The sequence below is a fragment of the Pseudomonas sp. YNh genome, assembly GCF_037993085.1.
GTDB lineage: Bacteria > Pseudomonadota > Gammaproteobacteria > Pseudomonadales > Pseudomonadaceae > Aquipseudomonas > Aquipseudomonas putida.
Genome location: NZ_JBBMRJ010000005.1, coordinates 208,391 through 233,535, shown reverse-complemented (window position 1 = coordinate 233,535; position 25,145 = coordinate 208,391). Strand labels below are relative to the sequence as shown.

Below are 25,145 nucleotides of genomic sequence, written 5' to 3'. Positions count from 1 at the left end.
TGAACCCGCTCCCACGGGACCGCACATAGCCTGAATGCCGTGGTGCAACTGTGGGAGCGGGTTTACCCGCGAAGAGGCCAGTACAGGCAGCCGATCAATCAGCCTGCAAGGTGGCCATGTCGATCACGAACCGGTACTTGACATCACCGGCGATCATCCGCTCATACGCCTGGTTGATATTGCGGATATCCAGCATCTCGATATCGCAACGGATGTCGTGCTCGGCGCAGAAGTCCAGCACTTCCTGGGTCTCGGCGATGCCACCGATCAACGACCCCGCCACCACCCGGCGCTTCAGCACCAGGTTGGCCGCATGCACTGGCGGGTCGATCGGTTCGATCAGGCCGACCAGGATGTGCACACCATCGAACTTCAGTGTTTCCAGGTACGGGTTGAGGTCGTGCTGCACCGGAATGGTGTCGAGCAGGAAATCGAAACGGCCAGCAGCGGCGCGCATCTGCTCGGCATCGGTGGACACGATCACATGGTCGGCGCCCTGGCGGCGGGCTTCCTCGGCCTTGGCCTGGGAACGGGTGAACAGGGTCACTTCCGCGCCCAGGGCCTTGGCCAGCTTGATGCCCATGTGGCCGAGGCCGCCCATGCCGAGGATGCCGACCTTGTGGCCCGGGCCCACGCCGTGGTGCTTGAGCGGCGAATAGGTGGTGATGCCGGCGCACAGGATAGGGGCGGCGCTGGGCAGGTCCATGCCGGCCGGGATGCGCAGCACGAAGTGCTCGCTGACCACGATGCTGCTGGAGTAACCGCCCATGGTGTTGCTGCCATCGACCCGGTCCGGGGTGGCGTAGGTCATGGTGGGGCCTTCCAGGCAATATTGCTCCAGGTCCTTGGCGCAGGCTTCACAATGGCGGCACGCGTCGACCATGCAGCCGACGCCAACCAGATCACCGACCTTGTGCCCGGTGACCTTGGCGCCCACTGCGGTGACACGGCCGATGATCTCGTGGCCAGGCATCAGAGGGTACACGGCAATGCCCCATTCGTTGCGTGCCTGGTGGATGTCGGAGTGGCACACGCCGCAGTACAGGATCTCGATGGCGACGTCATCCGGGCGCGGGCTGCGGCGCTCGAAGGTCATGGGGGCCAGCGGGCTGGTCGGGGTTTGGGCGGCGTAACCGATGGCGGTATACATAAAGGGCCTCGCAGTAAAGTGAAACGATTCAGTCGGCACATTCTGCGCGCCCAACTTCGCCGCGCCCACGGCTGATTCTCCGGCATGCATGCCTGATTCTCCGAAGGTTTCATCCAACACCTGGCGCCACGCCTTCAATCTGCGATGATCAAGCTGTCTGATTCTCTGCCCTTGGTTCACCATGCAACTGACCCGTCACGTCGACGCCAATGCGCCGCTTTGCGCACTGATCCGCAGCCTCGCCACGCGCCCAGGCTTTGTGCCCACGCACCTGCCCCAGGTGCAGGTGCTGAGCTGGGACCACTATGTGGCCAGCAGCCCGCAGATCTACGAACCCAGCCTGATGATCCTGGCCCAGGGCAGCAAGCTGGCGCGCCTGGGGCCGCGCACCCTGGAGTACGGCGCCGGGCATTACCTGGTGCAGGCGTTGTCGGTGCCGTTCATGTGCGAAACCTTCGCCACCCGTGACGCGCCATTGCTGGGCGTGGCGGTGGACATCGACCGTGGCGTGCTGGGTGAACTGGTGCAGAGCATGGGCCTGGTGCCGGACGCTGCAGTACAGGCGCAAACACCGCAGTCGATGACCTCCGCAGCACTGGATGCGCCAATGCGCGAAAGTGTGGAACGGCTGCTGCACTGCCTGCAGGACCCGCTTGACGCCAAGGTACTGGGCCCGGCGCGCGTACGCGAGGTGCTGTATACCGCGCTGCGCGGCCCGCAGGCCGGTGTGTTGCGAGCACTGGTGGAGCAACAGGGGCACTTCGCCCGCATCGGCGCCGCCCTCGCCCACTTGCGCGAGCACTACGCCGAGCCGCTGAGTGTGGAGGCACTGGCCGCGCGGGCCAACATGAGCGTTTCGACCTTCCATGAACACTTCAAGCGCTGCACCGACATGGCACCGATGCAGTACCTCAAGCGCTTGCGGCTGCTCAAGGCGCAGCAGATGCTGATCGGCGAAGGCCTGGGGGTGGCGCAGGCAGCGCACCGGGTGGGTTACCAGAGCACCTCGCAGTTCAGCCGCGAGTACAAGCGCCAGTTCGAGCGCAGCCCGGGGGATGAACAGCCCTATCAGAGCTTGCCTGTGTAGCGAAGCCATGCTCGATCACTGTGGGAGCGGGCGCGCCCGCGAAGCAGACAACGCGGTGGATGGCACCGGCTATGCCGGTGTTCGCGGGCGCGCCCGCTCCCACAATGGTCGCATGCGCTTCATGTTTGCCGTTCGACCATGGCGATAATGGTGGCCTTGAGCTCAGCCTTGGCCTGCCCGGCTTCCAGCTCTCCCGCTGCAGCCGCCTGTGACAGCGCATCCGCTGCCCCCACCAGCAGGCGCATGCCGGCAGCCCCTACATTGCCGCTGGGCGAAAACCCGGTCAAGGCTTCGCGGCACTTGTCCAGGAACGGCTGTTCGTACGCCCGTTTCAGCGCCTCCATTTCCGGCGACCCGGCCAGCGCTGCCGACACCCCGGGTATCTCCCGGCCCTGGCTCATCACGCAGTCCACGTAGGCCTCGGCAATCACCCGGGCGCGGCTGGCCAGGCTGGCTTCACAGCTGGCCAAGGCTTGCGCCAGCATCTGCGACTGACGCGCATCGTATTCCTGGTACAGCGCCAGCAGCAGCCCGTTGCGGGTCTCGAAATGGTCGTAGACCACCGGCTTGGTCACCCCCGCCTGTTCAGCCAGGCGGCCCAGGCTCAAGGCATCGGTACCCTCCTCCCGCACCAATTGCCAGGCCATATCCAGCAACTGCCTGCGTCGGTCGTCGCGGCTCAGGCGCTTGCGCGAACGGGCTTGATCATCGCTTGACATCGATTACCTACCAAAAGTAACTTACTAAGCGTAACTTACCTGAAGTATATAACGCTTCAGGCTACCCTGCATCGTTGAATGGAGAGCCACCATGCACGCTCTGATCGTCGTCGGTCACCATGACCCGCATTCCCTCACCCACGCGCTGGCCCGGCAGGTTGCCGACGGCCTGGCCAGCGTCGGCCACAGCAGCGAAATCGCCGACCTGGCCAGCGAAGGCTTCGACCCCCGCTTCAGCCTGGCAGACCATGCCGTGCACCGCCGGCTGGCAGCACCGCCGGCCGATGTACTCAACGAGCAGGCTCGCATCGAGCGCGCCGATGCCCTGGTGCTGGTCTATCCGATCTACTGGTGGTCACTGCCAGCTTTGCTCAAGGGCTGGGTCGAGCGGGTATTCAGCAACGGCTGGGCGTTCGACTATGACGAAGGCACCACGATCAAGAAACTGCGCGGCATGAAGGTTCACCTGATCGGCGTCGCGGGTGCCGATACAGGCACCTTCGAACGGCACGGCTATGGCGAGGCGATGCGCGTGCAGATCGAGCACGGCATCTTCGACTATTGCGGCGCCGAGGTACTCAGCTCCACCTTGCTGGATGACAGCGAAGGGGCTGACCAGGCCGCCCATTTGCACCACGCACTCGCTTTGGGCAAAAAACTGTTTGCAGATTGCCAGGCCGCAGCCTGAACTGTGCGCAGTGCCGCTACTCAAGTAGCGGCACCTCGGTTCTGTACACCGGCCCATTGCAGGAAATCAGACGACCCGGCTACCATTGAGAACGATTCACACTCACAACCGGAAGCCAGGCGTTGGACAGCACATCGACCCGTAAACTGGGCTTTTTCTTCAGCGACCACCATCGCTGGTTGCTCCAGCACATCCAGAAACGCCTGCGCAACCACGCCGACGCAGAGGACACTGCCGCCGAAACGTTCTGCCAGATGCTCGGCGCACGTGTCGACCCAGACAGCATTCAGCAGCCTCGCGCCTACCTCACTGTCATCGCCCGTCGGCTGATCTTTGACCGCCATCGCCGTCGCCAGCTCGAGCAGGCCTACCTGGAACACCTGGCGCGGTTGCCTGAGGCCGTCGCACCATCGGCCGAGGAGCAACTGCTGCTGATCGAGGCCCTGGTGAGCATCGATGAGGCACTGGACGGCTTGCCGGCAGTCGTCAAAGCCACCTTCCTCTACAGCCAGCTCGACGGCATGCACTACGCCGACATCGCGGCAAAGCTGCAGATCAGCGAACGCTCTGTCAGCCGCTACATGAAACAGGCGCTGCGCCAATGTTACCTGTGCGAGGTGCAGGCATGAGCAGACCTGCCCTGGACCGGGTCAGCGAGCAAGCCATCGACTGGATGGTCGAGCTCAGGGCCGCTACGCCTGACCCGGCGCTGCTACAACGGGTCAGGCTGTGGCTGCAGCAAGACCCCGCTCACCAACAGGCCTGGAACCGCCTGGAGCAACGCCTTGGCCATCCGTTCGCCGCGTTGCTCGCCCTGGATCAGCGGGCCCCTGGCCAAGCAGCAGAGGCACGCCGATTGCTGATGCAGCCTACTCGCTCACGGCGTGACGTACTTGGCGCCATGGCCAGTCTGGGGCTGTTCGGCGCGGCGCTGTGGGGTGGATGGCGCAGCGACACCACCCAAGGCTGGCTGGCCGATTTGCACACGGGCCGTGGCGAGCGGCGCAGTTTTACCTTGGCAGACGGCAGCCGCCTGAGCCTGAACAGTGCCAGTGCGGTCGACGTGCAGTTCGATGCCGGGCAGCGGCTTCTGGTGCTGCGTCACGGCGAGTTGCTGATCCAGGTTGCGCGCGATCCGCTGCGCCCCTTGCGCGTGCGCACCGCGCAAGGGCAAGTGCAGGCGTTGGGAACGCGGTTTCTGGTCAGCCAGGAGCAGGACGCCACACGGGTCGTGGTGCTTCAGCACAGCGTCCGCGCCAGTCTCGCCGATGGGCAGTGGGCGGAGCTGCAGCAAGGGCAGGCTGCCCTGCTACGGAACAACACCATCGAGCGGCTGACAGGCGAGCAACAGCAACGCGCTGCATGGCTGGAGGGCCGCCTGGAGGTCCTCGACCAGCCTCTGCATGTGGTGGTCGACGCGCTGCGCCCCTATCAGCGCGGCTACATCCGGCTCGCCCCCGCGGCACGCGACCTGCGGGTGCAGGGCGTATTTCCTCTGGACCAGCCACAGCAGGCCTTCAAGGCGCTGGCCGAGGCCCTGCCAATCAGCGTGGAGCGCTATGGCCCGTGGCTGATGTTGATCGACCTGAAACCCGCTTGATAAAAATATTTATCAAAATCATTCGCAATCGTGGCAAGTTTTCTTTGCTCGTCCCACATACCTCCTGACAGCCACTTCATTCGGGAGTAATTCGTGTACAACCCCTTGCCCCGCGCCCTGCCCCTGGTCGCTGCCTTGGCCAGCTTCAACGTGCTTGCCCAGGCGCAAACCCAAGTGTTCGACCTGCCACCCGCCAGCCTGGCTCACACGCTCAACCGCATCGCCAGCCAGAGCGGCCACATCATCGCGCTGGAGCCAGCACTGGTGCGCGGCAAGCAGGCACCTGCCGTGGTCGGCCAGATGAGTGCCGAGCAGGCCATGCAAGCTGCGCTGGCCGGTAGCGGCTTGCAGTTGCGGGTTTCCGCCGAGGGCCATTTCAGTGTGGCGCCCGGCAACCTGGGCAGCGACGTCATGGAGCTGGGCAGCACCAGCATCACCGACAACTATGTGGACGCAACCAGCGAAGGCACCGGGTCGTATGCCGCCCGCGCGGTGACCCTGGGCAAAGGCACGCACACCCTCAAGGAGATTCCCCAATCGGTCACCGTCATCACGCGCAAGCAACTGGATGACCAGGGCATCACCGACTTGCAGGACGCGCTTAACCACACCACGGGCATTGTCGGCGCACAGGGCATTGGCCCTGGCGTGGTCGTGACCTCGCGTGGCTTTCAGATTGATGACTGGCAATACGACGGTGTGCCGATCCCGCGAAACAACTATTCGCTGGGCAACTGGGCCACCCAGGACCTGGTGTTCTTCGACCGGGTTGAAGTGCTGCGCGGTGCTTCAGGCTTATTGCAAGGCACCGGCAGCCCAGGTGGCGCAATCAACCTGGTGCGCAAGCGTGGCCAAACGGCGCCGACCGTTACGCTGACAGGCAAAGCTGGCTCCTGGGACCACTATGGCCTGCAGCTGGATGCCGGCGGCCCGCTGACGACCGACGGCCGTGTGCGCGGGCGGCTTGTCGCTGACGAAGACCAAAGCGACAGCTTCATCGACTATGTCTGGAGCAAAAACCATTCGCTGTACGGTGCACTGGACATCGACCTGACCGATGCGACGACAGTGGGCGGCGGCATAAGCTACAACCGTCAGCAGTCCCGGCCGATGCTGCGCGGCCTCCCACGCTACGCCAGTGGCAAACCGGTCGACCTGCCGCGTTCGACTTACACCGGCGCCCGCTGGAGCCGCGCAGAAACCGACGTCACCACGTACTACCTGGACCTTGAACACCGCTTCAACGATGACTGGACCTTCAAGGCCGCAGCCGTGCGCATGGATGAAACCAACACATCCACCCACCAGCGCGTGCAGAGCACCCGCCAGGGCGTTGCGCCTGACGGCAGCGGCATCACCTACGCCGACTGGCTCACCGATTTTCACTCGACCAAGCTGGGCCTGGACATGAACGTGGTGGGCCACTTCGATACCGGCCCACTGGCCCATGAAATCACCGTGGGCGGCAACTACTCGAAGCTGACCTCGGATGACGCCTACTGGCGCAATTTCGATGCCGGCGGCAACATCTTCGACATCGACCATGACCGCCCGGAACCCAGCCGCGACAGCGTCTTCGAGGGCGATCTGGCACGTGCCAACAGGGCCAGCTACGACATCCGCCAGAAAGGCCTGTACGGCGCCTGGCGCGTCAAACCCACCCAGGACCTGACGTTGGTCCTTGGCTCGCGCGTTAGCTGGTTCGACTACAGCTGGGACTCGATCGACTTCGACAGCCTGACCGACCCCGGTACCCGCTACCCGACCAGCCGCATGACCGAAACGGGCCAAGTCACCCCTTATGCAGGCTTTATCTACGACTTGACCCGCGAATGGGCATGGTACGCCAGCTACACCGACGTGTTCGTACCGCAAACCGAACGCGCCGTGGGCAATACGCCGCTCAAACCGGTGATCGGCAGCAACTACGAAACGGGCTTGAAGGGCGAACTGCTCGACGGCCGGGTCAACGCCTCGATCGCATTGTTCCGCTACGACCAGGAAAACCGCGCTGTCACCGACGTAGCCTCGGGCTTCGCCTGCGATGACTGGTACTGCTCCACCGCAGCGGGCAAGGTGCGCAGCCAAGGCGTCGAAGCCGAAATCAGCGGCGAAGTGCTGAGTGGCCTGCAACTGTTCGCAGGCTACACCTACAACACCACCAAGTTCCTCGATGACCCTGACGACAAAGGCCGCACCTTCAGCCAGTGGACACCCAAGCACATGCTGCGTGCATGGGCCGATTACACCCTGCCACTGGACGGCCAGCGCTGGAGCACCGGCCTGGGCTTCACCACCCAGAGCCACACCCTCGGCTACGAGCGTACCTACACCGTGCCTGGCTATACCGTGTGGAGCGCACGCCTGGCCTACCAGCTAACCCCCGAAGTGAACCTTGCCGTCAACGCCAACAACCTGTTCGACAAGAAGTACTGGGTTGCAGGCTTCAACCAGCTCAATGGCAGCAACAACTATGGCGAGCCACGCAACTTCATGTTGACGGTCAAGTACACCCCGCAACTCTGACCCCAGGTCAGTCTGCCAGCGGCCACTGCGCCAAGGGCCAGTAAGCGCCCTTGCGCGACTCGTAGAGCGTGAAATGGCGAGCCGCGAGGTAGAACTCCGGCGCGCTGCTGGCCTCGGGTGGTTGCCCGCGGTAATCCCTGGACAAGGTCAAGTGTGGCCGATACTCACGGTTGGCCGCCTCCACCCCCAACGGCAGCAGTGCCTGCTGCAAGCCGTACACCAGTTGCAACAGGGCTGGCGGTGTCTGCTGTGGCTCCAGCACCAGCGCGCCGGCCCGCTGCCACACCTGCAAGCGGTCAAGCAAAAGCCGCGGTGCCATGGCCGGCAGCGCCAGTTGATCGACTGCCGCACAGATCGCAGGCACCTGGGCAGTATCTACATCGCCGAGGAACAACAGCGTGACGTGGAAGTTGGCCGCCGGCACCGGTTTGCCGCTGCGCAGGCCCAGCCCACGCCGCCACTGGGCCAAGGCCCGGCGCTGGGCATCGCTGACCGGCAAGGCGAAAAACAGCCGTTTGAACGGGCTACCGCTGGGGCGTATATCCTGAACCATACCAACTCCATGACGTGAAACGTTTGCGCAAGACTGTAGGGCATTACACCAATGTCGCCCCGGCGTTTCGTAACAATAAGTACAAACTACCCCCATGATTGTTTATGCTGGCGGGCTTATGCCATGGCGCATGGCCATTTTTCGACAAGTAAACGTCCATGAAAATTGCACTCGTACTTATCTTCGCCCTCTCGATTGCCTACGTGCACCTGCGCGGTCGAGTTCGCCACAAGTTGACCCGCCAGCTGGGCGACCACTCCAGCTTCCTGGCCCCGGTCAACAGTTTCCTGTACCTGTTTTCCAAGCTCCCGGCCAAGCCTTACTTGCCGGTCGAAGCCTTCCCCGAACTGAAGCCGCTGCAGGACCACTGGCAGGAAATCCGCGAGGAAGGCCGCCAGTTGCTGCACGTGGGCGAAATCAAGAAGTCCGACAATTACGATGACGTCGGTTTCAACTCGTTCTTCAAGACCGGGTGGAAGCGCTTCTACCTGAAGTGGTATGGCGAAAGCCACCCATCGGCGATGGCCCTGTGCCCCCGCACCACCGAGCTGCTGCAAAGCATCGGCACGGTCAAGGCCGCCATGTTCGCCACCCTGCCACCGGGCGCCAAGCTGGTGCGCCACCGTGACCCGTATGCCGGCTCGTACCGCTATCACCTGGGCCTGGACACGCCCAACGACGACGGTTGCTACATCGACGTGGACGGCGAGAAGTATTCCTGGCGCGATGGCGAGGGTGTGATCTTCGACGAAACCTACATCCACTATGCGGCGAACACCACCGAGCACAACCGCATCATCCTGTTCTGTGACGTCGAGCGCCCGCTCAAGTACCGCTGGGCAACTGCGTTCAACCGCTGGTTCAGCCGCAACGTCATGGCCGCCGCCGCCGCGCCTAACGGTGACGGCGACAAGACCGGCGGTATCAACCGCTTGTTCACCCGCATCTACAAGATTCGTGAACGCGGCAAGGCGCTGAAAAAGCGCAACCGCATGCGCTACTACCTGGAAAAGTGGGCAGTGGTTGCGGCGCTGGTGCTGGTGTTCATCTACATCTGAATGCTCAGCGTGCTCCTGCAAGGTGCTGCGGCAGCCTGAGTGATGGTGCAAGACAGTTGCCCTCACAAGTACTGCTGCACACCCACCAAAGTACAAGCCTCGCTCTTGTCACTCTTCGACTAGCCTGAAAGCTCCACTCGCAACCACCACAAGGTGAAGACGATGAGCATGATGGACTGGGACGCCTACCGTAAGCAGTTGATGGCCGGCATCGGCGATCTCAAGCAACTCTCCCCCGACACCGTGGCCGGTTACATGACCGCCAGCGGTGCGGGAGCCAAGACCAACCACCTCGACGCCAAGACGCGTGAGTTGATCTCACTGGCCGTGGCCGTGACCACCCGTTGCGACGGCTGCATCGCCGTGCATTCGCAGCAGGCGGTCAAACACGGTGCCAGCCGCGAGGAAATTGCCGAAGCCCTCGGCGTGGCCGTGGCGATGAACGCCGGTGCGGCGCTGGTGTACTCGGCGCGGGCCATGGATGCGGTGGGCAAGGCCAACGGCTAGGCACAAACGGCGTCGTCGCCCTTGCGCGACGGCGCCGCGCCCCACAGACTTGGCGGCCCAGCCCTTGCAGGAACCCGCATGATCCACATTCGCCCCATGACAGCCGAAGACTTCGAGCGCTTCTGGCCCACCTTCCAGGCCATTGTCCAGGCCGCTGAAACTTACGCATACGACCCGGCCCTGAGCATCGATCAGGCCCGTCAGCTGTGGCTGGAGCTGCCATTGCACACGCTGCTGGCCGAAGAGGATGGCGAGCTGCTGGGTTCTTATTACCTGAAGGCCAATGCCGCCGGGCCTGGCGCGCACGTGGGCAACTGCGGCTACATGGTGTGCGAACAGGCACGAGGCCGGGGCGTGGCGCGCCTGATGTGCGAGCACTCGCAGAAGCTGGCACGCCAAGAGGGCTTTCTGGCCCTGCAGTTCAACTCGGTAGTGGCCAGCAATGAAGTCGCGGTGGCACTGTGGCACAAGCTGGGCTTCGAAACGGTCGGGCGCTTGCCCAAGGCTTATCGCCATGCCCGCCTGGGGCTGGTGGATTGCCTGGTGATGTACAAGTGGCTGGCGGATGAACCGGTGGTGGAGAAGCCGCCACTGCTGATCGGGCGCAAGAATATCGAGGCGCGGGTGTCGCGGCGTCGCGGGCGCTGATCTTCTCTCGCAGGCTAGTCCTCTTCGCGGGTGAACCCGCTACCACAAGTACTGCGCAGCATTCAAAGACTGTGCGGTCCCTGTGGGAGCGGGCAAGCCCGCGAAGAGGTCGGGCCTGCTAAACGCTCAGTTTCAGAAGGCCAGGCCCACCTTCACCCCAAACTCGTCACGCTTGAGCTTGGTGTTGTCTGCTGCTGGCGAATCTTCATCCAGCTTGTATTCGGTTCGGGTGTAGTAAACACCCGCCTGCACCGGCATACCGCCCTGCTGGTTCATCAGCAACGTCACTTCGGCATACGGGTTGGTGCGGTCTTTCAGGTCGACCGTGTCGCTACCAAAGTCGTCAACCTTCAGCCGCGCGCGGCCGTCCAGGGTGTGGCGTGCCCCAACTTCCACGCGCAAGGTCGAGGCGTCGAACTGGTGGTTGTAGCCCAATGCCGCCTTGGCAAAGGGCGATTTCACCGTGAGCTTGGTATCGAGGTCGTTGATTTCCGGTTCGAAGCGCGACCAGCTGTAACCGCCGCCCACGGTCACGTCGACAAAGTTGCGAGCGTCCAGCGCCGCACGCCAGCCAAGGTCAAGGTCGGCCTGGGCCTCCTTGAGCTTGTTGTCGTTCTTCTTGCCGAATTTGGCTTCGGCGCCGAGCTGGTAGATGAAACCGGATTCGGCTGTCAGCTTGTTGCCGAAGGTGGCGAACACGCCGCCTTGGCCCATGTGTTCCTTGTCGCTTTCACTGCCACCTTCGAACTTGAACTTGTCGTAGGCGCCCTGCAGACCAAGTGTGAACAGCGGGTCGGTGCTGGGCGCGGCGGTGGCGGCCAGCGGCGCAGCGATCAGAGCGAGCAGGCAGGTGTGGCGCAACAGTTGACGAGCAGACATGCGGGAAGTCTCCATGACTTGATAACGAAAGGCGAACGTGCGGTTCGAGACAAACGCCGCGAAAAAAGTTCGAAAAAAAAATCACTAACCGCGCGCAACCTTGTGTTTTATCGCGGTATTCATGGGGCGCCAACATTTGACGCCACAGCGTTTCAGTGGTCAGATGCGCGCCAGTTTCAGGTGCCCTTCGCCGCCGCGCGCAGGGTGAAACGGGAAGCCGGTGCGTCGTGGTACCCACGACAAGTCCGGCGCTGCCCCCGCAACGGTAAGCGAGCGACCCCTTCGAGATACCACTGTGCACATGCATGGGAAGGTGAAGGTGTCATGCCCCTCGCAAGCCCGGAGACCGGCCTGGAGCGTCACTTGGCAACCCGCGGTGGGCGGGCGCAGGCCGGAATCCGTGCGCGCGCCTGCCTGCATGGTTCGCCTTTGCGTGTTTTCCACCGGGATCCATTCATTCCTGCAGCAGTGGAACGACATGTCCCGTAAGTTCAAGCTTCACCCCCTGGCGGCCTGCCTGGCCGTCGCCCTGCCGGCCCTGGCCGATGACCGTGACCCACAACCCCTGGCCTTGCCCTCCACGGCCATCACCGACACCCTCGACAGCCGGGCCATCGACCTGGCCACGCCAACCCAGGCAGGCTCGCGCCTTGGCCTCAGCGCCCTGGAAACACCGGCCAGCACCAGCAGCATCAGCGCCGAGCAGATCCAGCAGCGCAACAACCTCACCGTGCAGGATGCGGTAACGCGGTCGCCGGGCATCACCTTCGTCGGCTCCCCGGGCGACGGCGGCACCGGCCTGTCCGCCCGCGGCTTTGCCGGCCACAGCTCGGTGATGACCCTGTTCGACGGCGCCCGCCTGTACACCGGTGCCGGCACCCAGACGTTCCCTGTCGACCCGTGGATGGTCGAACGCATCGATGTGATTCGCGGCCCGGCTTCGGTACTGCATGGCGAAGGCGCCACCGGCGCGGTGATCAACGTGATCCCGAAAAAACCGTTTGCCGGTGAGGTGCGCAACCACCTGCGCCTGGGCTACGGCTCGTGGGACCGCCAGCAGCTGGGCCTGGACAGCGGCGGCAGCCTCAGCGAGCGCCTGAGCTATCGCCTCACCCTCAACCAGCAGGCCGGCAACGGCTGGGTCGACCGCACCACTTCGCGCAGCCTGGCCCTGAGTGCCGCGCTGCGTTTCGATGCCAGTGACGACCTCAGCTTTACCCTTGCCCACGACCGTGGCGATGCAGAGCCTGCCAACTACTACGGCACCCCGCTGATCGACGGGCACTACCGCAGCAGCCTGCGCAAGAAAAACTACAACGTGCAGAACGACGTGCAGCACTACGTCGATGAGTGGACCCGGCTGACCACCGACTGGACGTTGAACGACCACGTCAGCGCCAGCAACCAGCTGTACTATATCAAGAGCCGCCGCCACTGGCGCAACGCCGAAGACTACAGCTGGGACGCCGAGCGCCAGCAATTGCAGCGCGGCAGCTACCTGGAAATCAAGCATAACCAGGAACAGTTCGGCGACCGCCAGACCTTCACCTTTGACCACAGCGTGTTCGGCCTGGCCAGCAAGACCGTGGTCGGCGCGGAATACAACAAGGTCCGCTTCAACGTCGACAGCAATGCGCCCTACAACGATGTGGGCGGCGACTACATCGACCCGTGGCAACCAGAACCGGGCTGGTTTCACAGCGCCTCGCCGCTGCGCCCGCAAACCTTGTCCAGCACCCACACCTTCGCCCTGTTCGCCGAAAACCGCCTGCAGCTGAGCGACCGGCTGTCGCTGGTCACCGGCGTGCGCCGCGACCAGAACCACATCGACCGCACCAACCTGACCAACGACAGCCGCAGCGACCGCAGCCTGCAAGGTGGCAACTGGCGCGCCGGGCTGGTGTTCGCCGTCACCGACGACCTGTCGCTCTACGGGCAGTACTCCACCAGCCAGGAGGGGGTCAACAACCTCATCAGCCTCAGCCCCACACAGATGCACTATGACCTGACCGAGGCGAAGCAGACCGAGGTAGGCCTCAAGCAGCGCTTCTGGGACGGCCGTGGCGAATGGACGCTTGCCGCCTACCACATCGTCAAGAAGAAACTGCTGGTGGACGACCCGATCACCCACGAGAAGCAGCAGGCTGGGCAGGAGACGTCCGATGGCCTTGAGGCAACCCTGGAACTGGCCCTGGCGCATCAGTGGCAGGTATCGGCCAACGCGTCGCTGGTGCGCGCCAGGTATGACGACTTCGACGAGATGGTCGGCGGCGTGGCTCAGGACCGTGCTGGCAACCGGCCGGCCAACGTGCCACGGCGTACTGCCAACCTGTGGTTGAGCAAAGGCTTCGGCCAGCAGGTAGAGGCCGGCATTGGTGCGCGCTACGTAGATGAGCGTTATGCCGATACCGCCAATACCCAGAGCGCCCCCGGGTATACCGTGGTCGATGCCAACATCGCCTGGCAGGTGCTGCCGGATGTGAAGTTGGGCTTGCAGTTGAACAACCTGTTTGATCGTGAATATGTCCAGTCGGCGTTCAGCGGGCAGCAGTGGTTGATGGGGATGCCGCGGTCGTACTTTGCGACGGTGGATTACACCTTCTGATCTGAGCCTGCCTGTGCCGGCCTCTTCGCGGGCTCGCCCGCTCCCACAGATACAACACAGTTTTCGATGACTGCGATATCTCTGTGGGAGCGGGCGAGCCCGCGAAGGGGCCGGCACAGGTAACACAAAAACCCCTACCCACCTCTAATCAAATAGTTATAAGATAACATTTCACATGACATTCATTCCTATCAGCGACCCTCCATGACAAGCGCCAGCGCCACGCCCTCCCTGATCACCCAGCGCCTGCAGAGCATCGATGCCCTGCGCGGCCTGGTGATTCTGTTCATGCTTCTGGACCACGTCCGCGAAACGTTCTTCCTGCACCGACAGGTCAGCGACCCGATGACCATCGACGCCACAGAGCCTTCGCTGTTCTTCAGCCGTACCTTGGCCCACCTGTGCGCGCCAGTGTTCGTCCTGCTGACCGGCCTGTCGGCCTGGCTGTATGGCGAAAAACACCAGGGCCGTGGCGATGTCTCGGCGTTTCTGTTCAAGCGCGGGCTGTTCCTGGTGGTGCTGGAGTTCACTCTGGTCAACTTCGCCTGGACCTTCCAGCTGCCCCCCAGCGTCATCTACCTGCAAGTCATCTGGGCCATCGGCGTCAGCATGATCGCCCTGTCGCTGCTCGTATGGCTGCCACGTGCGGCCCTGCTCGCCCTGGGCGCAGTCATCGTTGCCGGTCACAACCTGCTCGACGGCCTGCACTTTGGCGTGGAGTCCGCCCTGCACGTGCCATGGGCCATCCTGCACGACCGTGGCTGGCTTGAATTTTCCGAAAACCTGCGCCTGCGCACGTCTTACCCGGTGCTGCCATGGATCGGCGTCATCGCCCTGGGCTATGGCCTGGGCCCCTGGTTCGCCCGTGGCAGCACAGCCGGCCAACGCCAGCAGCGCCTGCTGCTGGCTGGGCTGACTGCGTTGCTGGGCTTTGTCGTGTTGCGCCTGTTCAACGGCTATGGCGAGGCGCCGTGGAGCGGTTACCCTACTCTCACCCAAACCGTGATGAGCTTCTTCAACATCACCAAATACCCGCCGTCACTGCTATTCCTGGCCCTGACCCTGGGCTGCGGCCTGCTTTTGCTGCGCGCCTTCGAACGCGCCGGCCAGGCCCGGTGGATCAGCGCGCTGGCAGTGTTTGGCGCAGCACCGATGTTCTTCTACCTGTTGCACCTGTACGTGCTGAAACTGCTGTACCTGGCCTGCGTGGCGCTGTTCGGCCTCAACCATGGCGACTATTTCGGTTTCGACGGCATCACGGCGGTGTGGCTGGGTGCAGCGGCGCTGGCGGTTTCGCTGTACCTGCCAGTGCGCGGGTTCGCCCGCCTGAAAGCGCGCCGCCGCGACATCACCTGGCTGAAGTACTTCTGAAAAGCGTTTTCACCCGGCGGCGCGATGGTCTACCATGCGGGCCGCCGGTTTCCACCATGGAATTAATAGGGAATCCCAGGCCCGTCAATACGGGCCAAACGGAACTGCCCCCGCAACTGTAGGTGCCGAGCCTGCTCCATCGATGCCACTGGGCCACGCGCCCGGGAAGGCCGGAGCCGGGCCATGACGCACCAGTCAGGAGACCTGCCGGCCTACATTTACCAACCGGCGGGGTGTCCGGGATTGGCCATCAGTGTTGCCCCTGCCATCGGCGGGGCTCGGCGATGCCTGTCCGTGCGTTCCTCACCCGAACTGTCCGATAGGAGATCGCCCAGCATGCTGCCCCGTTTCGCCACCCTGCTCGCCGGCCTTGGCCTCACTGGCCTGGCCCAGGCCGCTGCCACCCACTACCCGCTGACGGTCGAGAACTGCGGCAAACCGCAAACCTTCGCCCAGGCGCCGCAGCGCGCCGTCACCATCGGCCAGGCCGGCACCGAGATGCTCTACGCACTCGGGCTGGGCGACAAGCTGGCGGGCACCTCGCTGTGGTTCAACAACGTGCTGCCCGAGTACCAGGCGCAGAACGACAAGGTGCCGCGCCTGGCCGACAATGACCCCAGCTTCGAGGCCGTGGTCGGCAAGCGCCCACAACTGGTGACGGTGCAGTTCGAATGGATGGTCGGCGCCCAGGGTGTGGTGGGCACCCGCGAGCAGTTCGATGAACTGAAGATCCCCACTTACCTGCTGCCGTCGGACTGCGAGGGCAAGGACAACCTGGTCGGCGCCGACGGCACCCGCCTGCAGGCGTTCCAGGTCAGCAGCATCTACAAGAGCGTCAGCCAGCTGGCCGAGATCTTTGACGTGCAGGACCGCGGCACTGCGTTGAACGCCGAGCTGAAAGGCCGCCTGGACAGCGCCAAGGCACAACTGGCCGGCAAGGACCTGTCCACCACTTCGGCACTGTTCTGGTTCTCCAGCGCCGACCTCGACATCGACCCTTACGTGGCGGGCCGTCAAGGGGTCGCTGACTTCATGCTGCGCACGTTGGGCGTGCGCAATGTGGTCGAGTCCACCGAGGAGTGGCCGACCGTAGGCTGGGAAACCCTGGCCAAGGCCAACCCCACCTGGCTGATCATCGCCCGCATGGACCGCCGCCGCTTCCCCGCCGACGACTACCAGAAAAAGCTGGAATTCCTGCGCAACGACCCGGTAACCCGTAACATGGACGCGGTGAAGCACAACCGCATCATCGTCCTCGACGCCGACGCCATGCAGGCCGGCATCCGCCTGTTCCGTGGCCTGCAAACCTTGTCGACAGCCTTCGCCAGCGGTAAAGCGGCCCAGTGATGATTCGCCTGTTACCCTGCATCGCAATCGCCTTGGCGGCACTATTGGCCGCCTTGCTGGCCGGCACTGCCATCGGTGAGACCAACCTGTCACCCAGCGTGGTCGGCCAGGTGCTGGCCAACCACCTGTGGCAGGCCGGCTACCCGGTTGACCCGATCGACGCCGGCATCGTCTGGAACTACCGCCTGACCCGCACCCTGGTCGCTGCAGCCTGCGGTGCCGGCCTGGCCACCTGCGGTGTGGTGCTCCAGGCGCTGCTGCGCAACCCGCTGGCCGAGCCGTACCTGCTGGGCTTGTCCGCCGGCGCCTCGACCGGTGCAGTGCTGGTCGGCCTGCTGGGTCTGGGTAGCCTGGCGCTGAGCATGTCCGGTGGCGCCTTCATCGGTGCGCTGGCTGCGTTCGCCCTGGTGCTGCTACTGGCCCGCGCGGCCGGCCCAGGCAGCAACAACGCGCAGGTGATCCTCGCCGGCATCGCCGGCTCGCAACTGTTCACCGCCCTCACCGCTTTTCTCATCACCAAGTCGGCCACCGCCGAACAGGCACGCGGCATCCTGTTCTGGCTACTGGGCAATCTCAGCGGTGTGCGTTGGCCTTCCGTGTGGCTGGCTGTGCCGGTGGCGCTGTTCGGCCTGGTGGTGTGCCTGTTGCACCGCCGCGCGCTGGACGCCTTCACCTTCGGCGCCGATTCGGCTGCATCGCTGGGCATCCCGGTGCGACGCACCCAGTTACTGCTGATCAGTTGCACGGCACTGGTAACGGCGGTGATGGTGTCCATCGTCGGCGCCATCGGCTTTGTCGGGCTGGTAATCCCGCATGCCCTGCGCCTGCTGCTCGGCCCCGGGCACAGCCGCCTGTTGCCCGCCAGCGCACTGGGCGGCGCACTGTTCCTGATTGCCGCCGACGTCCTTTCGCGCACCTTGATTACAGGCCAGGTGATTCCCGTGGGCGTGGTAACCGCACTGATCGGTGCACCGGTGTTCGCACTGATTCTGGTCAGCCGCCGAGGGCACTCATGACGGTCATGATCGCTGCACAGCTTGCGCCACTGAGCTGCCAGGGCCTGGGGCTGCAACTGGCCGGCAATACCGTGCTGCGCGATATCGACCTGCACGTTGTGGCAGGTGAAACCCTGGGCATTGTCGGCCCCAACGGCTCCGGCAAATCCTCACTGCTTAAGCTGCTGGCCGGGCTGCGCAAGCCGGCCAGCGGCAGCGTGCAACTGCTGGGCGAACCGCTGGCACAGCTGCCCCGCCGCCGTGTTGCACAGGCCCTGGCGCTGGTTGAGCAACAGGCTGACACCCTCGATGCAATCAGTGTGTTCGATGCCGTTGCCCTGGGCCGTACGCCTTGGTTGTCGGCACTGGCACCGTTCTCTGGGGAGGACCGTGCCATCGTCGAGCAGGCCCTGGCTGACCTCGACGCCCTGCACCTGCGCACACGCCTGTGGGGTTCGCTGTCGGGTGGCGAGCGCCAGCGCGTGCACATCGCCCGCGCCTTGGCGCAACGGCCACAGGTACTGTTGCTGGACGAGCCTACCAACCACCTGGACATTCAGCACCAGCTAAGCCTGCTGCAGCAGGTTCAAGCCTTGCCGGTCACCACGCTGGTGGCCTTGCACGACCTCAACCAGGCACTCACCTGCGACCGCGTCGCGGTGCTCGACAAGGGCCACCTGGTCGCCCTTGGCAAACCGTTCGACGTCCTCACGCCCGAGCGCCTGCTGTGCACCTTCGGCGTACATGCCCGCTACCTCACCGACCCCTTCGATGGCGCGCGCATCCTGCGTTTTCGCGCCCCTTGAACCAGGAAGTTCTACTGATGCTGTTGCGCCCTGTTGCCCTGCTGCTTGCCAGCGCCCTGCTTGCCCCCGCCGCACTGGCCGAGGTGCATGAAGTGAAAATGCTCAACCGCGGCAGCGAAGGCGCCATGGTGTACGAGCCGGATCACCTGCGCATTGCCCCCGGCGACACAGTGCGCTTTCTGCCCACCCAGAGCGGGCACAATGCGGCCAGCGTGCCCGGCCTGCTGCCCACAGGCGCCGAACCCTTCAAGAGCAAACTGAACCAGCCTTTCGAGCAAACCTTCAGCGTGCCGGGCGTATATGGCATCCAGTGCATTCCGCACCTGGCGATGGGCATGGTTATGTTGATCCAGGTGGGTGATGCGCCGGCTGCCGAATTGCCAGCCAGCTTGCCTGCACGGGCGCAAGCCCGCTTCGCGGCCCAGTTGCAGAAGCTTGAGGCCGCGCGATGAACCGGCTGGTGTTAGCGTTGCCGCTGCTGGGGTTGTCGCCCTTGGCCCTGGCCGACTCCGCGCAGTCGCAAAGCAGCGGTTTTGTCGAAGACAGCAGCTGGAACATCCTCAACCGCAGCGTATTCGACCAACGCGACTACAAGCACGGTGGGCGCAACAGTGCCGCGCGCAATGCCTACAAACCGCGCAGCGAACGTAATGGCAAGGCCGAGGAATGGGCCTACGGTTTGATGGGGACCTTTCAGTCCGGCTTCACCCAGGGCCTGATCGGTGTTGGCGTCGATGCCCATGCCTACCTGGGCGTGCAACTCGACAGTGGCGGCGGGCGCGCGGGCAAAGCGCGCCTGCTGGGGGTGGATAACGATGGGCACCCGAAAAACGAATACAGCCGTGCAGGGGCAGCGCTGAAGTTGCGGGCGTCCAATACCGTGCTCTCCTATGGCGAGCAACGGGTCAAGACCCCGGTATTCAGCTCTTCCGACAGCCGCCTGCTGCCCGAAACCGCTACAGGGTTCTTCCTCACCAGCAACGAGTTCGACACGCTCAAGCTGCTGGCCGGGCACTTCAACGAAAGCACCGACCGCAATGCCTCCAGCCACGACAAGGGCTTCGTGGTGAACTACTCCAACGGCAAGCAAGGCAACAGTTTCGACCTGGCCGGTGTGGTGTGGAACCCCGGCGCAGCGTTCAGTGGCAGCCTGTATACCTCGCGCTACGAAGACAGCTGGAACCAGCACTACCTGGGCAGTACCTTCAGCCATGCGCTGGATGACCGACGCAGCATCAGCCTGGACCTCAACCTGTACCGCACCACGGACACTGGCAAGGCGCTGTCCGGCCGCATCGACAACACCACCTGGAGCCTGGTCTCGCGCTACAGCCAGGGGCCGCACGGTTTCAGCCTTGGCTGGCAGCAGGTCGACGGCAACACCCCGTTCGACTACGTGACGCGAGGGGCAATCTTCATTGCCAACGCCGTGCAGATGTCGGACTTCAACGCCCCGAACGAGAAATCCTGGCAGGCACGCTATGACCTGAACATGGGGGCCTATGGGGTGCCGGGGTTGAACCTCACGGCGCTGTACGTGAGGGGGTTCGATATCGACGGCACACATCTCGACCCCAATGGCGGGTATGCGTACCTGGGGTATGGCAAGGGTGGCAAGCATTGGGAGCGCGACCTGGAGGCGCGGTATGTGGTGCAGAGCGGCAAGGCCAAGGGGACGACGTTCTCGGTGAGGCATAACGTGCACCGGGGGAACACGGCGCAGGCTGAGCTGGACGGGGACCAGATACGGTTGGCGGTGGAGTGGCCGTTGTCCGGGGGGTTCTGATAGACCGAGTTGCCTGATGGAGCCGGGGGGTGCTTTGCAGCCCATCGCGACGCAAGGCCGCTCCTACAGGCATCGCGAAAAGCCCGCGCTGCGCGACGCCTGTAGGCGCCGCCCAGGCTCCATCATGCGAGCGAGCTACCCGCAGGCAACAACCCCCACTCCATCCGCTCCTGTTCATTCATCGCGACCAGCACCTCGGCAAACGCCCGTTCCAGCTCTGAACTGACGTTGCCAAACACCTGGTAATTGGTCAGCAGATACCGCTTCACCACCCTCGGCCAACGGCGTTCCTTGTGCGCCGCATTGATGATGCCTTTGGCGTCATGGTAGGTCGCCCCCCGCCACAGTTCTATCAGCCTTTTTTCAAAATCCGCAAAGGTCCACCGGTCAATACGCTCTTCAAATTCGTCCAGCAGCTTGAGTTTGTACAGGGCCATGTATGGCATCGTGAGTCTCCCTCGGGTGCAGTGAGCAAACCGTGCACTGGGGAAGGTAAGCAAGCCGGGCCGGTTTTGAAATGAACGCGTCGATCACGCCAAAAGCTCCGCTGTAGGCGCTTTCCCACAGGTCAGGGCAGTCGCAAGTGCATGTGCGTGGTCTGCCAGACCGGGTCTTGCTCCACATCCACCACCGCGAACCCTTGCCGCTCCCAGAACGCAATGGCACCCGGCAGAAACGGATGCGTATGCAGGTACAGGCAGCCGATGCCTGCCTGCTCCGCCCGCTCGCGCAACGCGCCGAACAACGCGGCAGCCAGCCCATGCCGGCGGTAGGCCGGCAGCACGAACAGGCGTACCACTTCGACTACCCGCTCAGCGTGGTAATCAAGCTGGGCAAAGCGGTGGTCATAGGGCACGTAGCCGATCACCGCGACCAGCCGCCCGTCATCACGGGCCTCAAGAAAGCATCCCGCGCCGTCCAGGTAGGTGTCGGCAAAATGCGCAAGGTCGTGCGGCAATGGCGCCTTCGCAAGCATCGGGAAGAGCTCGCGGCGAGCGTTATCGACAAACGCAACGACTTCGGCAATGGCGACGCGCGCCACAGGTTGCAGGGTCCAGTTCGGCATGGGGCTGCTGGCAGTGGTTGGAGGGCACGGTTCTACCGCAGCGCGCCGTTCAAGGCAAATCACAAAGCTCGTCGTGGCCAGGCGGACATCGGTATAATCGGCAGTCTTCACTGCCCGACCAGGCCACGCCATGCCTCGCTTCCAGAAGTTGCTGTTGCCCCTGCTGCTGACTGCCGCCCTCACCGCCTGCGACCAGAAGCCCTCCCGCGAAGATCAGATCCTCGCCCAGCTGCCGCTGCAGGATGCCTACACCCATAACATCGAGCGCATGGCCACGCTGCTGGGCCGCACTCACCCGCAGCTGTCGCAGGCCACCATCCAGGATGTACTGCGCAAGTACCTGACCGTCGAGGACCAGCGCCAAGACCTGTTCCGGCTGTACAGCGAAAAGAACTTCAGCGACGCCGAATTTGCCACCATCGTTGCCGCCACCCAGGACCCCGCCAAGGCCAGGGCGCTGGAAGACACCGAAGCCGGCAAGCGCCTGAGCGAAAAACTCACCGCGCTGATGCGCGAAACCGCCCGCGACGTCAAGGTGCAAGCGCTGGTGGAGCGGCGCATGCAGCAGGTGGAAGACGAGCTGAACGCACTGGACAGGCCTGGTTCCTGAACGCGGCGCCCCATCCCCCCTAGCGCGAAAGGTCGTCGCTACTTTCAATCACCCGAGGTCAGGATTGCCACACGCCAAGCACGGATTGCGCCTGGATCTACGCACACTCATTCTGGTGCTCTGCGCCCTCACCGCCCTGGTCATGCTGTGCGCCAGCTATTTCGCCAGCTACCGGGTGCAGCGCCAGCTGCTGATCGACCACGCCCTGGAAGCCAACCGGGTGTATGCGATGAAGCTGGCCAGCATCACCGAAACCTTCATCGGCAACGCCCAGCAGCAATTGGCCTTCAGCGCCGGCGTACAAGGCCGGCAGCTGGGCGATGCCGCTGCGCTGCAAGTGGAGACCGACCGTGTACTGGGCCAGAGCATGGCTTTCAACTCCACCTTCGTGATCGATGCCAACGGCGTGCTGCTGGCAGTATCCCCTGCCCCGCTACGGCACCTGGTCGGCAGTCACGTACAGTCGCCCGGCGCTCAGGAAGCATTGCAAGAACGCCGCCCGCTGGTTTCCACACCCTACCTTTCGGCGGCCGACAACCTGGTGGTGGCGCTGTCGCAACCCGTTTTCGACAGCAACGGTCGCTACATGGGGTATGTCGGTGGCAGCCTGTACCTGCGTGAACGCAACATCCTCAACAGCTTGCTGGGCGAACATTTCTACAAGGACGGTTCGTACCTGTATGTGGTCGACCGCAACCGCCGCCTGCTGTATCACCCCGATAGCGAACGGGTCGGCACAGTGGTGGAGGGCAATGCGCTGATCGACCAGCTGGCGACCCTAAACAACGGTACCCGCCAACTGACCAACAGCCAGGGTGTGGAAATGCTCGCCGGGTTTGCCACTGTACCCAGCGCCGGCTGGGGGGTAGTGGCGCAGCAACCGCTGACGCAGACGGTGATGCCACTGAACCACCTGATCCTCAACGTGGTAGGCACTTCTGCGCCACTGGCGCTGGTGGGCTGCCTGCTGCTGTGGTGGCTGGCCATGACCATCGCCCGGCCGCTGTGGCAACTGGCTGCCGGTGCCCGAGCGATGGACCGTGCTGGCACCGCCGAGCGCTTGCATCGCGTGCGGGCCTGGTACTTCGAGGCAGCCGAACTCAAGCGCGCCCTGTTGATCGGGCTGAACCTGCTGCAGGAGCGCATCGGCCGGCTCAACCGTGACGCCCAGACCGACCCGCTGACGGGCCTGGGCAACCGCCGCAGCCTGGAATTCAGCCTGTCATTGCTGGAAGCCGAAGGCCGCGCCTTTGCGGCCATCGTGCTGGACATCGACCATTTCAAACAGGTCAATGACAACCATGGGCACGAGGTCGGCGACCAGGTGCTGCGCCGCCTGGCAGAGCTGATGCGCCGCTGCTGCCGCGAGGGCGACCTGCTGTGCCGCACCGGCGGCGAGGAATTCTTGATGCTGCTGCCGGGGGCCAGCCTGGACGTGGCCGCCGTGGTGGCCGAGCGGCTGCGGGTCACGGTGCAGGATACGCCCGTGCAGCCGGTGGGCGCGGTGACGGTTTCGCTGGGGGTGGCACGCTGGGATGGCGAGGCTGGCAGCGGGCCCATGGACGCATTAAGCGAGGCGGACCGGGCGCTTTACCAGGCCAAGCAGGAGGGGCGTAACCGGGTAGCTATTGCCTGAACCGGCCTCTGCGCAGGTACAACCAACGATCAAAGTGATTGTTGTAACAATCTTTGTCATAAAACTGTCTTGTTCCGGTCATAGGATTGACCACAACCTGACATTTTCATTTCATGGATGAGCGTCTCATGCGTCGTGTGGTTTTCAATCAGAAAGGTGGCGTCGGCAAGTCCAGCATCGCCTGCAACCTCGCCGCTGCCAGTGCCGCCGAGGGGTATCGGACCTTGCTGGTCGACCTCGACCCGCAGGCCAATGCCACTTACTACCTGACCGGCCTGGTCAACGACGCCATTCCTGCCGGCATCGCCGATTTCTTCCGCCAGACCCTGTCACCGGTCACGGCGGCCGGCAAGAAGCACCGGGTGGCGATCACCGAAACCCGCTACAGCAACCTGCACCTGGTCACCGCCAGCCCCGACCTCAGCGACCTGCAAAGCAAGCTGGAGAGCAAGTTCAAGATCAACAAGCTGCGCAAGTTGCTGGTGGAACTGGGCGAGGATTACGAGCGGATCTACATCGACACCCCGCCGGCGCTCAATTTCTACACCTTCAGCGCGCTTGTTGCGGCAGAGCGCCTGCTGATCCCGTTCGACTGCGACAGCTTCTCGCGTCAGGCCCTGCACAGTGTCATGGCCGAGGTCGAGGAACTGCGCCAGGACCACAACCCGGCGTTGCAGGTAGAAGGTGTGGTGGTCAACCAGTTCGCCGGGCGCACCGCCCTGCACCAGACCCTGGTCGACCAGTTGCGCAGCGAAGGCCTGCCGGTGCTGCCGGTGTACCTGAGCAATTCGATCAAGATGCGTGAATCGCACCAGGCGTCAGTGCCGTTGGTGCACCTGGCGCCTCGGCACAAGCTGGCGCTGGAGTTTGTCGATTTGCTGGATGTGCTGGAGCGGGCGGCCTGATAGACCCTGGGGGCGCTCTGCGCCCCTATCGCGACACAAGGCCGCTCCCACAGGAGATCGCGGTTGCCTGGACTGCCCCCAAAAACTTGCAGTAAAAGCACTACCCGACCGTTCATCCGGATGGTAGATTCGCCGCCATGAAAACCACCCGGCACACTCGCACGCTGACTGCATGGACGCTCTACGCCAGCGTCCTGTTCAGCCTGTTGCTGTGCGGCCTGCACCACGGTCAGATGGGTGGCCTGCGCCTGGCCGGCCTGGAAGGCGGCTTCTGCTCGGTCAACAGCGAACACGGCGTGGCCATCGACCTGGACGGTGCCGGCGGTGACCAGCACATGGCCCAGCTCGACTGCCCGGTGTGCTCCTCGTTTGGCCTGGCCGTACCGCTCAGCAGCGGTGGCTGGTCGTTCACCCCGGCGCAAGTCGTGGCCACCTCGCCCATCGTCGTGCGCAGCTGGGCACAACCGCCGCCGCGCTACCAACGCCCCGCCCTCAACCCCCGCGCCTCCCCCACAGTCTCCCCCGCAGCCGTACTTCATTTCGCCTGACTTCAGCCGGGCGCGCCTTTGCGCGCGTTCGCCGTCAGTCATGACCTTTGCGTGG

25 protein-coding genes and 2 riboswitches are annotated in these 25,145 nt (G+C 63.9%); of the genes, 19 read left to right on the top strand and 6 right to left on the bottom strand.

The features are described 5' to 3' along the window. Positions 1-94 precede the first annotated feature (94 nt). The gene (gene calA / locus WF331_RS06885) at positions 95-1,150 is read right to left on the bottom strand and encodes a vanillin reductase (protein WP_174370825.1); all 1,056 of its coding nucleotides are present in this window, start codon (positions 1,148-1,150) and stop codon (positions 95-97) included. 181 nt (positions 1,151-1,331) lie between these two features. Between calA and WF331_RS06880 the strand changes: the two genes are divergently transcribed. Beyond that, complete coding sequence (locus WF331_RS06880; RefSeq protein ID WP_284398107.1) at positions 1,332-2,237, top strand: AraC family transcriptional regulator; 906 nt, start codon at positions 1,332-1,334, stop codon at positions 2,235-2,237. A 119-nt stretch (positions 2,238-2,356) separates the two neighbouring features. Here the strand turns inward: WF331_RS06880 and WF331_RS06875 are convergent, their stop codons facing one another. Then, positions 2,357-2,956 (bottom strand): TetR/AcrR family transcriptional regulator, encoded by a 600-nt coding sequence (locus WF331_RS06875; RefSeq protein WP_284398110.1) that lies wholly within the window; start codon positions 2,954-2,956, stop codon positions 2,357-2,359. 91 nt (positions 2,957-3,047) lie between these two features. Between WF331_RS06875 and WF331_RS06870 the strand changes: the two genes are divergently transcribed. From WF331_RS06870 to WF331_RS06855, 4 genes are all read left to right on the top strand, one after another. After that, positions 3,048-3,644: an NAD(P)H-dependent oxidoreductase gene (locus tag WF331_RS06870; protein WP_340622753.1), complete on the top strand. Its 597-nt coding sequence runs from the start codon at positions 3,048-3,050 to the stop codon at positions 3,642-3,644. A gap of 122 nt (positions 3,645-3,766) precedes the next feature. Further along, on the top strand, positions 3,767-4,273 hold the full coding sequence (locus WF331_RS06865) for a sigma-70 family RNA polymerase sigma factor (protein ID WP_016500433.1): 507 nt from the start codon (positions 3,767-3,769) through the stop codon (positions 4,271-4,273). Then, entirely contained in the window at positions 4,270-5,244 is a 975-nt protein-coding gene (locus WF331_RS06860; RefSeq protein WP_016500434.1) for a FecR family protein, read from the top strand. Before WF331_RS06865 ends, WF331_RS06860 begins: the two co-directional genes overlap by 4 nt. A 93-nt stretch (positions 5,245-5,337) precedes the next feature. Further along, the gene (locus tag WF331_RS06855; protein ID WP_284398114.1) at positions 5,338-7,770 is read left to right on the top strand and encodes a TonB-dependent siderophore receptor; all 2,433 of its coding nucleotides are present in this window, start codon (positions 5,338-5,340) and stop codon (positions 7,768-7,770) included. A 7-nt stretch (positions 7,771-7,777) separates the two neighbouring features. Here WF331_RS06855 and thpR read toward each other — a convergent pair whose 3' ends face one another. Next, positions 7,778-8,323, bottom strand: coding sequence for an RNA 2',3'-cyclic phosphodiesterase (gene thpR / locus WF331_RS06850; protein ID WP_049275534.1), 546 nt, complete (start codon positions 8,321-8,323; stop codon positions 7,778-7,780). A 158-nt stretch (positions 8,324-8,481) separates the two neighbouring features. On the opposite strand from thpR, the gene lpxO reads away from it, so the two are divergent. The 3 genes from lpxO to WF331_RS06835 all read left to right on the top strand — a co-directional run bounded on the left by lpxO (position 8,482) and on the right by WF331_RS06835 (position 10,536). Continuing rightward, positions 8,482-9,381, top strand: coding sequence for a lipid A hydroxylase LpxO (gene lpxO / locus WF331_RS06845; protein WP_049275535.1), 900 nt, complete (start codon positions 8,482-8,484; stop codon positions 9,379-9,381). Positions 9,382-9,543: 162 nt separating this feature from the next. Next, positions 9,544-9,888, top strand: coding sequence for a carboxymuconolactone decarboxylase family protein (locus WF331_RS06840; protein ID WP_013973174.1), 345 nt, complete (start codon positions 9,544-9,546; stop codon positions 9,886-9,888). Between the two features lie 78 nt (positions 9,889-9,966). Continuing rightward, positions 9,967-10,536 (top strand): GNAT family N-acetyltransferase, encoded by a 570-nt coding sequence (locus WF331_RS06835; protein WP_059395103.1) that lies wholly within the window; start codon positions 9,967-9,969, stop codon positions 10,534-10,536. Between the two features lie 132 nt (positions 10,537-10,668). On the opposite strand, the gene WF331_RS06830 is transcribed toward WF331_RS06835, so the two are convergent. Further along, complete coding sequence (locus WF331_RS06830; RefSeq protein WP_059395104.1) at positions 10,669-11,415, bottom strand: outer membrane beta-barrel protein; 747 nt, start codon at positions 11,413-11,415, stop codon at positions 10,669-10,671. Between the two features lie 161 nt (positions 11,416-11,576). Continuing rightward, positions 11,577-11,783, top strand: a riboswitch (cobalamin riboswitch). A 110-nt stretch (positions 11,784-11,893) separates the two neighbouring features. Here WF331_RS06830 and WF331_RS06825 point away from each other — a divergent pair. The 7 genes from WF331_RS06825 to WF331_RS06795 all read left to right on the top strand — a co-directional run bounded on the left by WF331_RS06825 (position 11,894) and on the right by WF331_RS06795 (position 20,325). Continuing rightward, a complete protein-coding gene (locus tag WF331_RS06825; RefSeq protein WP_340622752.1) occupies positions 11,894-14,020 on the top strand; it encodes a TonB-dependent receptor in 2,127 nt (708 codons plus the stop codon). Between the two features lie 204 nt (positions 14,021-14,224). Next, on the top strand, positions 14,225-15,391 hold the full coding sequence (locus WF331_RS06820; RefSeq protein WP_016500441.1) for a DUF1624 domain-containing protein: 1,167 nt from the start codon (positions 14,225-14,227) through the stop codon (positions 15,389-15,391). 28 nt (positions 15,392-15,419) lie between these two features. Continuing rightward, positions 15,420-15,617, top strand: a riboswitch (cobalamin riboswitch). 110 nt (positions 15,618-15,727) lie between these two features. After that, positions 15,728-16,738, top strand: a complete 1,011-nt coding sequence (locus tag WF331_RS06815; protein ID WP_284398119.1) for an ABC transporter substrate-binding protein — start codon at positions 15,728-15,730, stop codon at positions 16,736-16,738. Next, on the top strand, positions 16,738-17,754 hold the full coding sequence (locus tag WF331_RS06810; RefSeq protein WP_016500443.1) for a FecCD family ABC transporter permease: 1,017 nt from the start codon (positions 16,738-16,740) through the stop codon (positions 17,752-17,754). Before WF331_RS06815 ends, WF331_RS06810 begins: the two co-directional genes overlap by 1 nt. Continuing rightward, positions 17,751-18,539 carry an ABC transporter ATP-binding protein gene (locus tag WF331_RS06805; protein ID WP_016500444.1) on the top strand — a complete coding sequence of 263 codons (789 nt, stop codon included), beginning with the start codon at positions 17,751-17,753 and terminating at the stop codon, positions 18,537-18,539. The genes WF331_RS06810 and WF331_RS06805 overlap by 4 nt, the downstream gene beginning before the upstream one ends. A gap of 17 nt (positions 18,540-18,556) precedes the next feature. After that, complete coding sequence (locus tag WF331_RS06800; RefSeq protein ID WP_016485989.1) at positions 18,557-18,991, top strand: pseudoazurin; 435 nt, start codon at positions 18,557-18,559, stop codon at positions 18,989-18,991. Further along, entirely contained in the window at positions 18,988-20,325 is a 1,338-nt protein-coding gene (locus WF331_RS06795; RefSeq protein ID WP_284398123.1) for an OprD family porin, read from the top strand. The genes WF331_RS06800 and WF331_RS06795 overlap by 4 nt, the downstream gene beginning before the upstream one ends. 122 nt (positions 20,326-20,447) lie before the next feature. On the opposite strand, the gene WF331_RS06790 is transcribed toward WF331_RS06795, so the two are convergent. Next, on the bottom strand, positions 20,448-20,762 hold the full coding sequence (locus WF331_RS06790) for a hypothetical protein (protein ID WP_229609169.1): 315 nt from the start codon (positions 20,760-20,762) through the stop codon (positions 20,448-20,450). Between the two features lie 131 nt (positions 20,763-20,893). Beyond that, the gene (locus WF331_RS06785) at positions 20,894-21,391 is read right to left on the bottom strand and encodes a GNAT family N-acetyltransferase (protein WP_016500448.1); all 498 of its coding nucleotides are present in this window, start codon (positions 21,389-21,391) and stop codon (positions 20,894-20,896) included. Between the two features lie 130 nt (positions 21,392-21,521). On the opposite strand from WF331_RS06785, the gene WF331_RS06780 reads away from it, so the two are divergent. The 4 genes from WF331_RS06780 (at position 21,522) to WF331_RS06765 (ending at position 25,090) form a co-directional block, all read left to right on the top strand. Continuing rightward, complete coding sequence (locus WF331_RS06780) at positions 21,522-22,001, top strand: hypothetical protein (protein WP_016500449.1); 480 nt, start codon at positions 21,522-21,524, stop codon at positions 21,999-22,001. Between the two features lie 64 nt (positions 22,002-22,065). Continuing rightward, a complete protein-coding gene (locus WF331_RS06775; RefSeq protein WP_016500450.1) occupies positions 22,066-23,637 on the top strand; it encodes a sensor domain-containing diguanylate cyclase in 1,572 nt (523 codons plus the stop codon). 128 nt (positions 23,638-23,765) lie between these two features. After that, complete coding sequence (locus WF331_RS06770; protein WP_016500451.1) at positions 23,766-24,542, top strand: ParA family protein; 777 nt, start codon at positions 23,766-23,768, stop codon at positions 24,540-24,542. Between the two features lie 137 nt (positions 24,543-24,679). Continuing rightward, positions 24,680-25,090 (top strand): DUF2946 family protein, encoded by a 411-nt coding sequence (locus tag WF331_RS06765; protein WP_049275285.1) that lies wholly within the window; start codon positions 24,680-24,682, stop codon positions 25,088-25,090. Positions 25,091-25,145 lie beyond the last annotated feature (55 nt).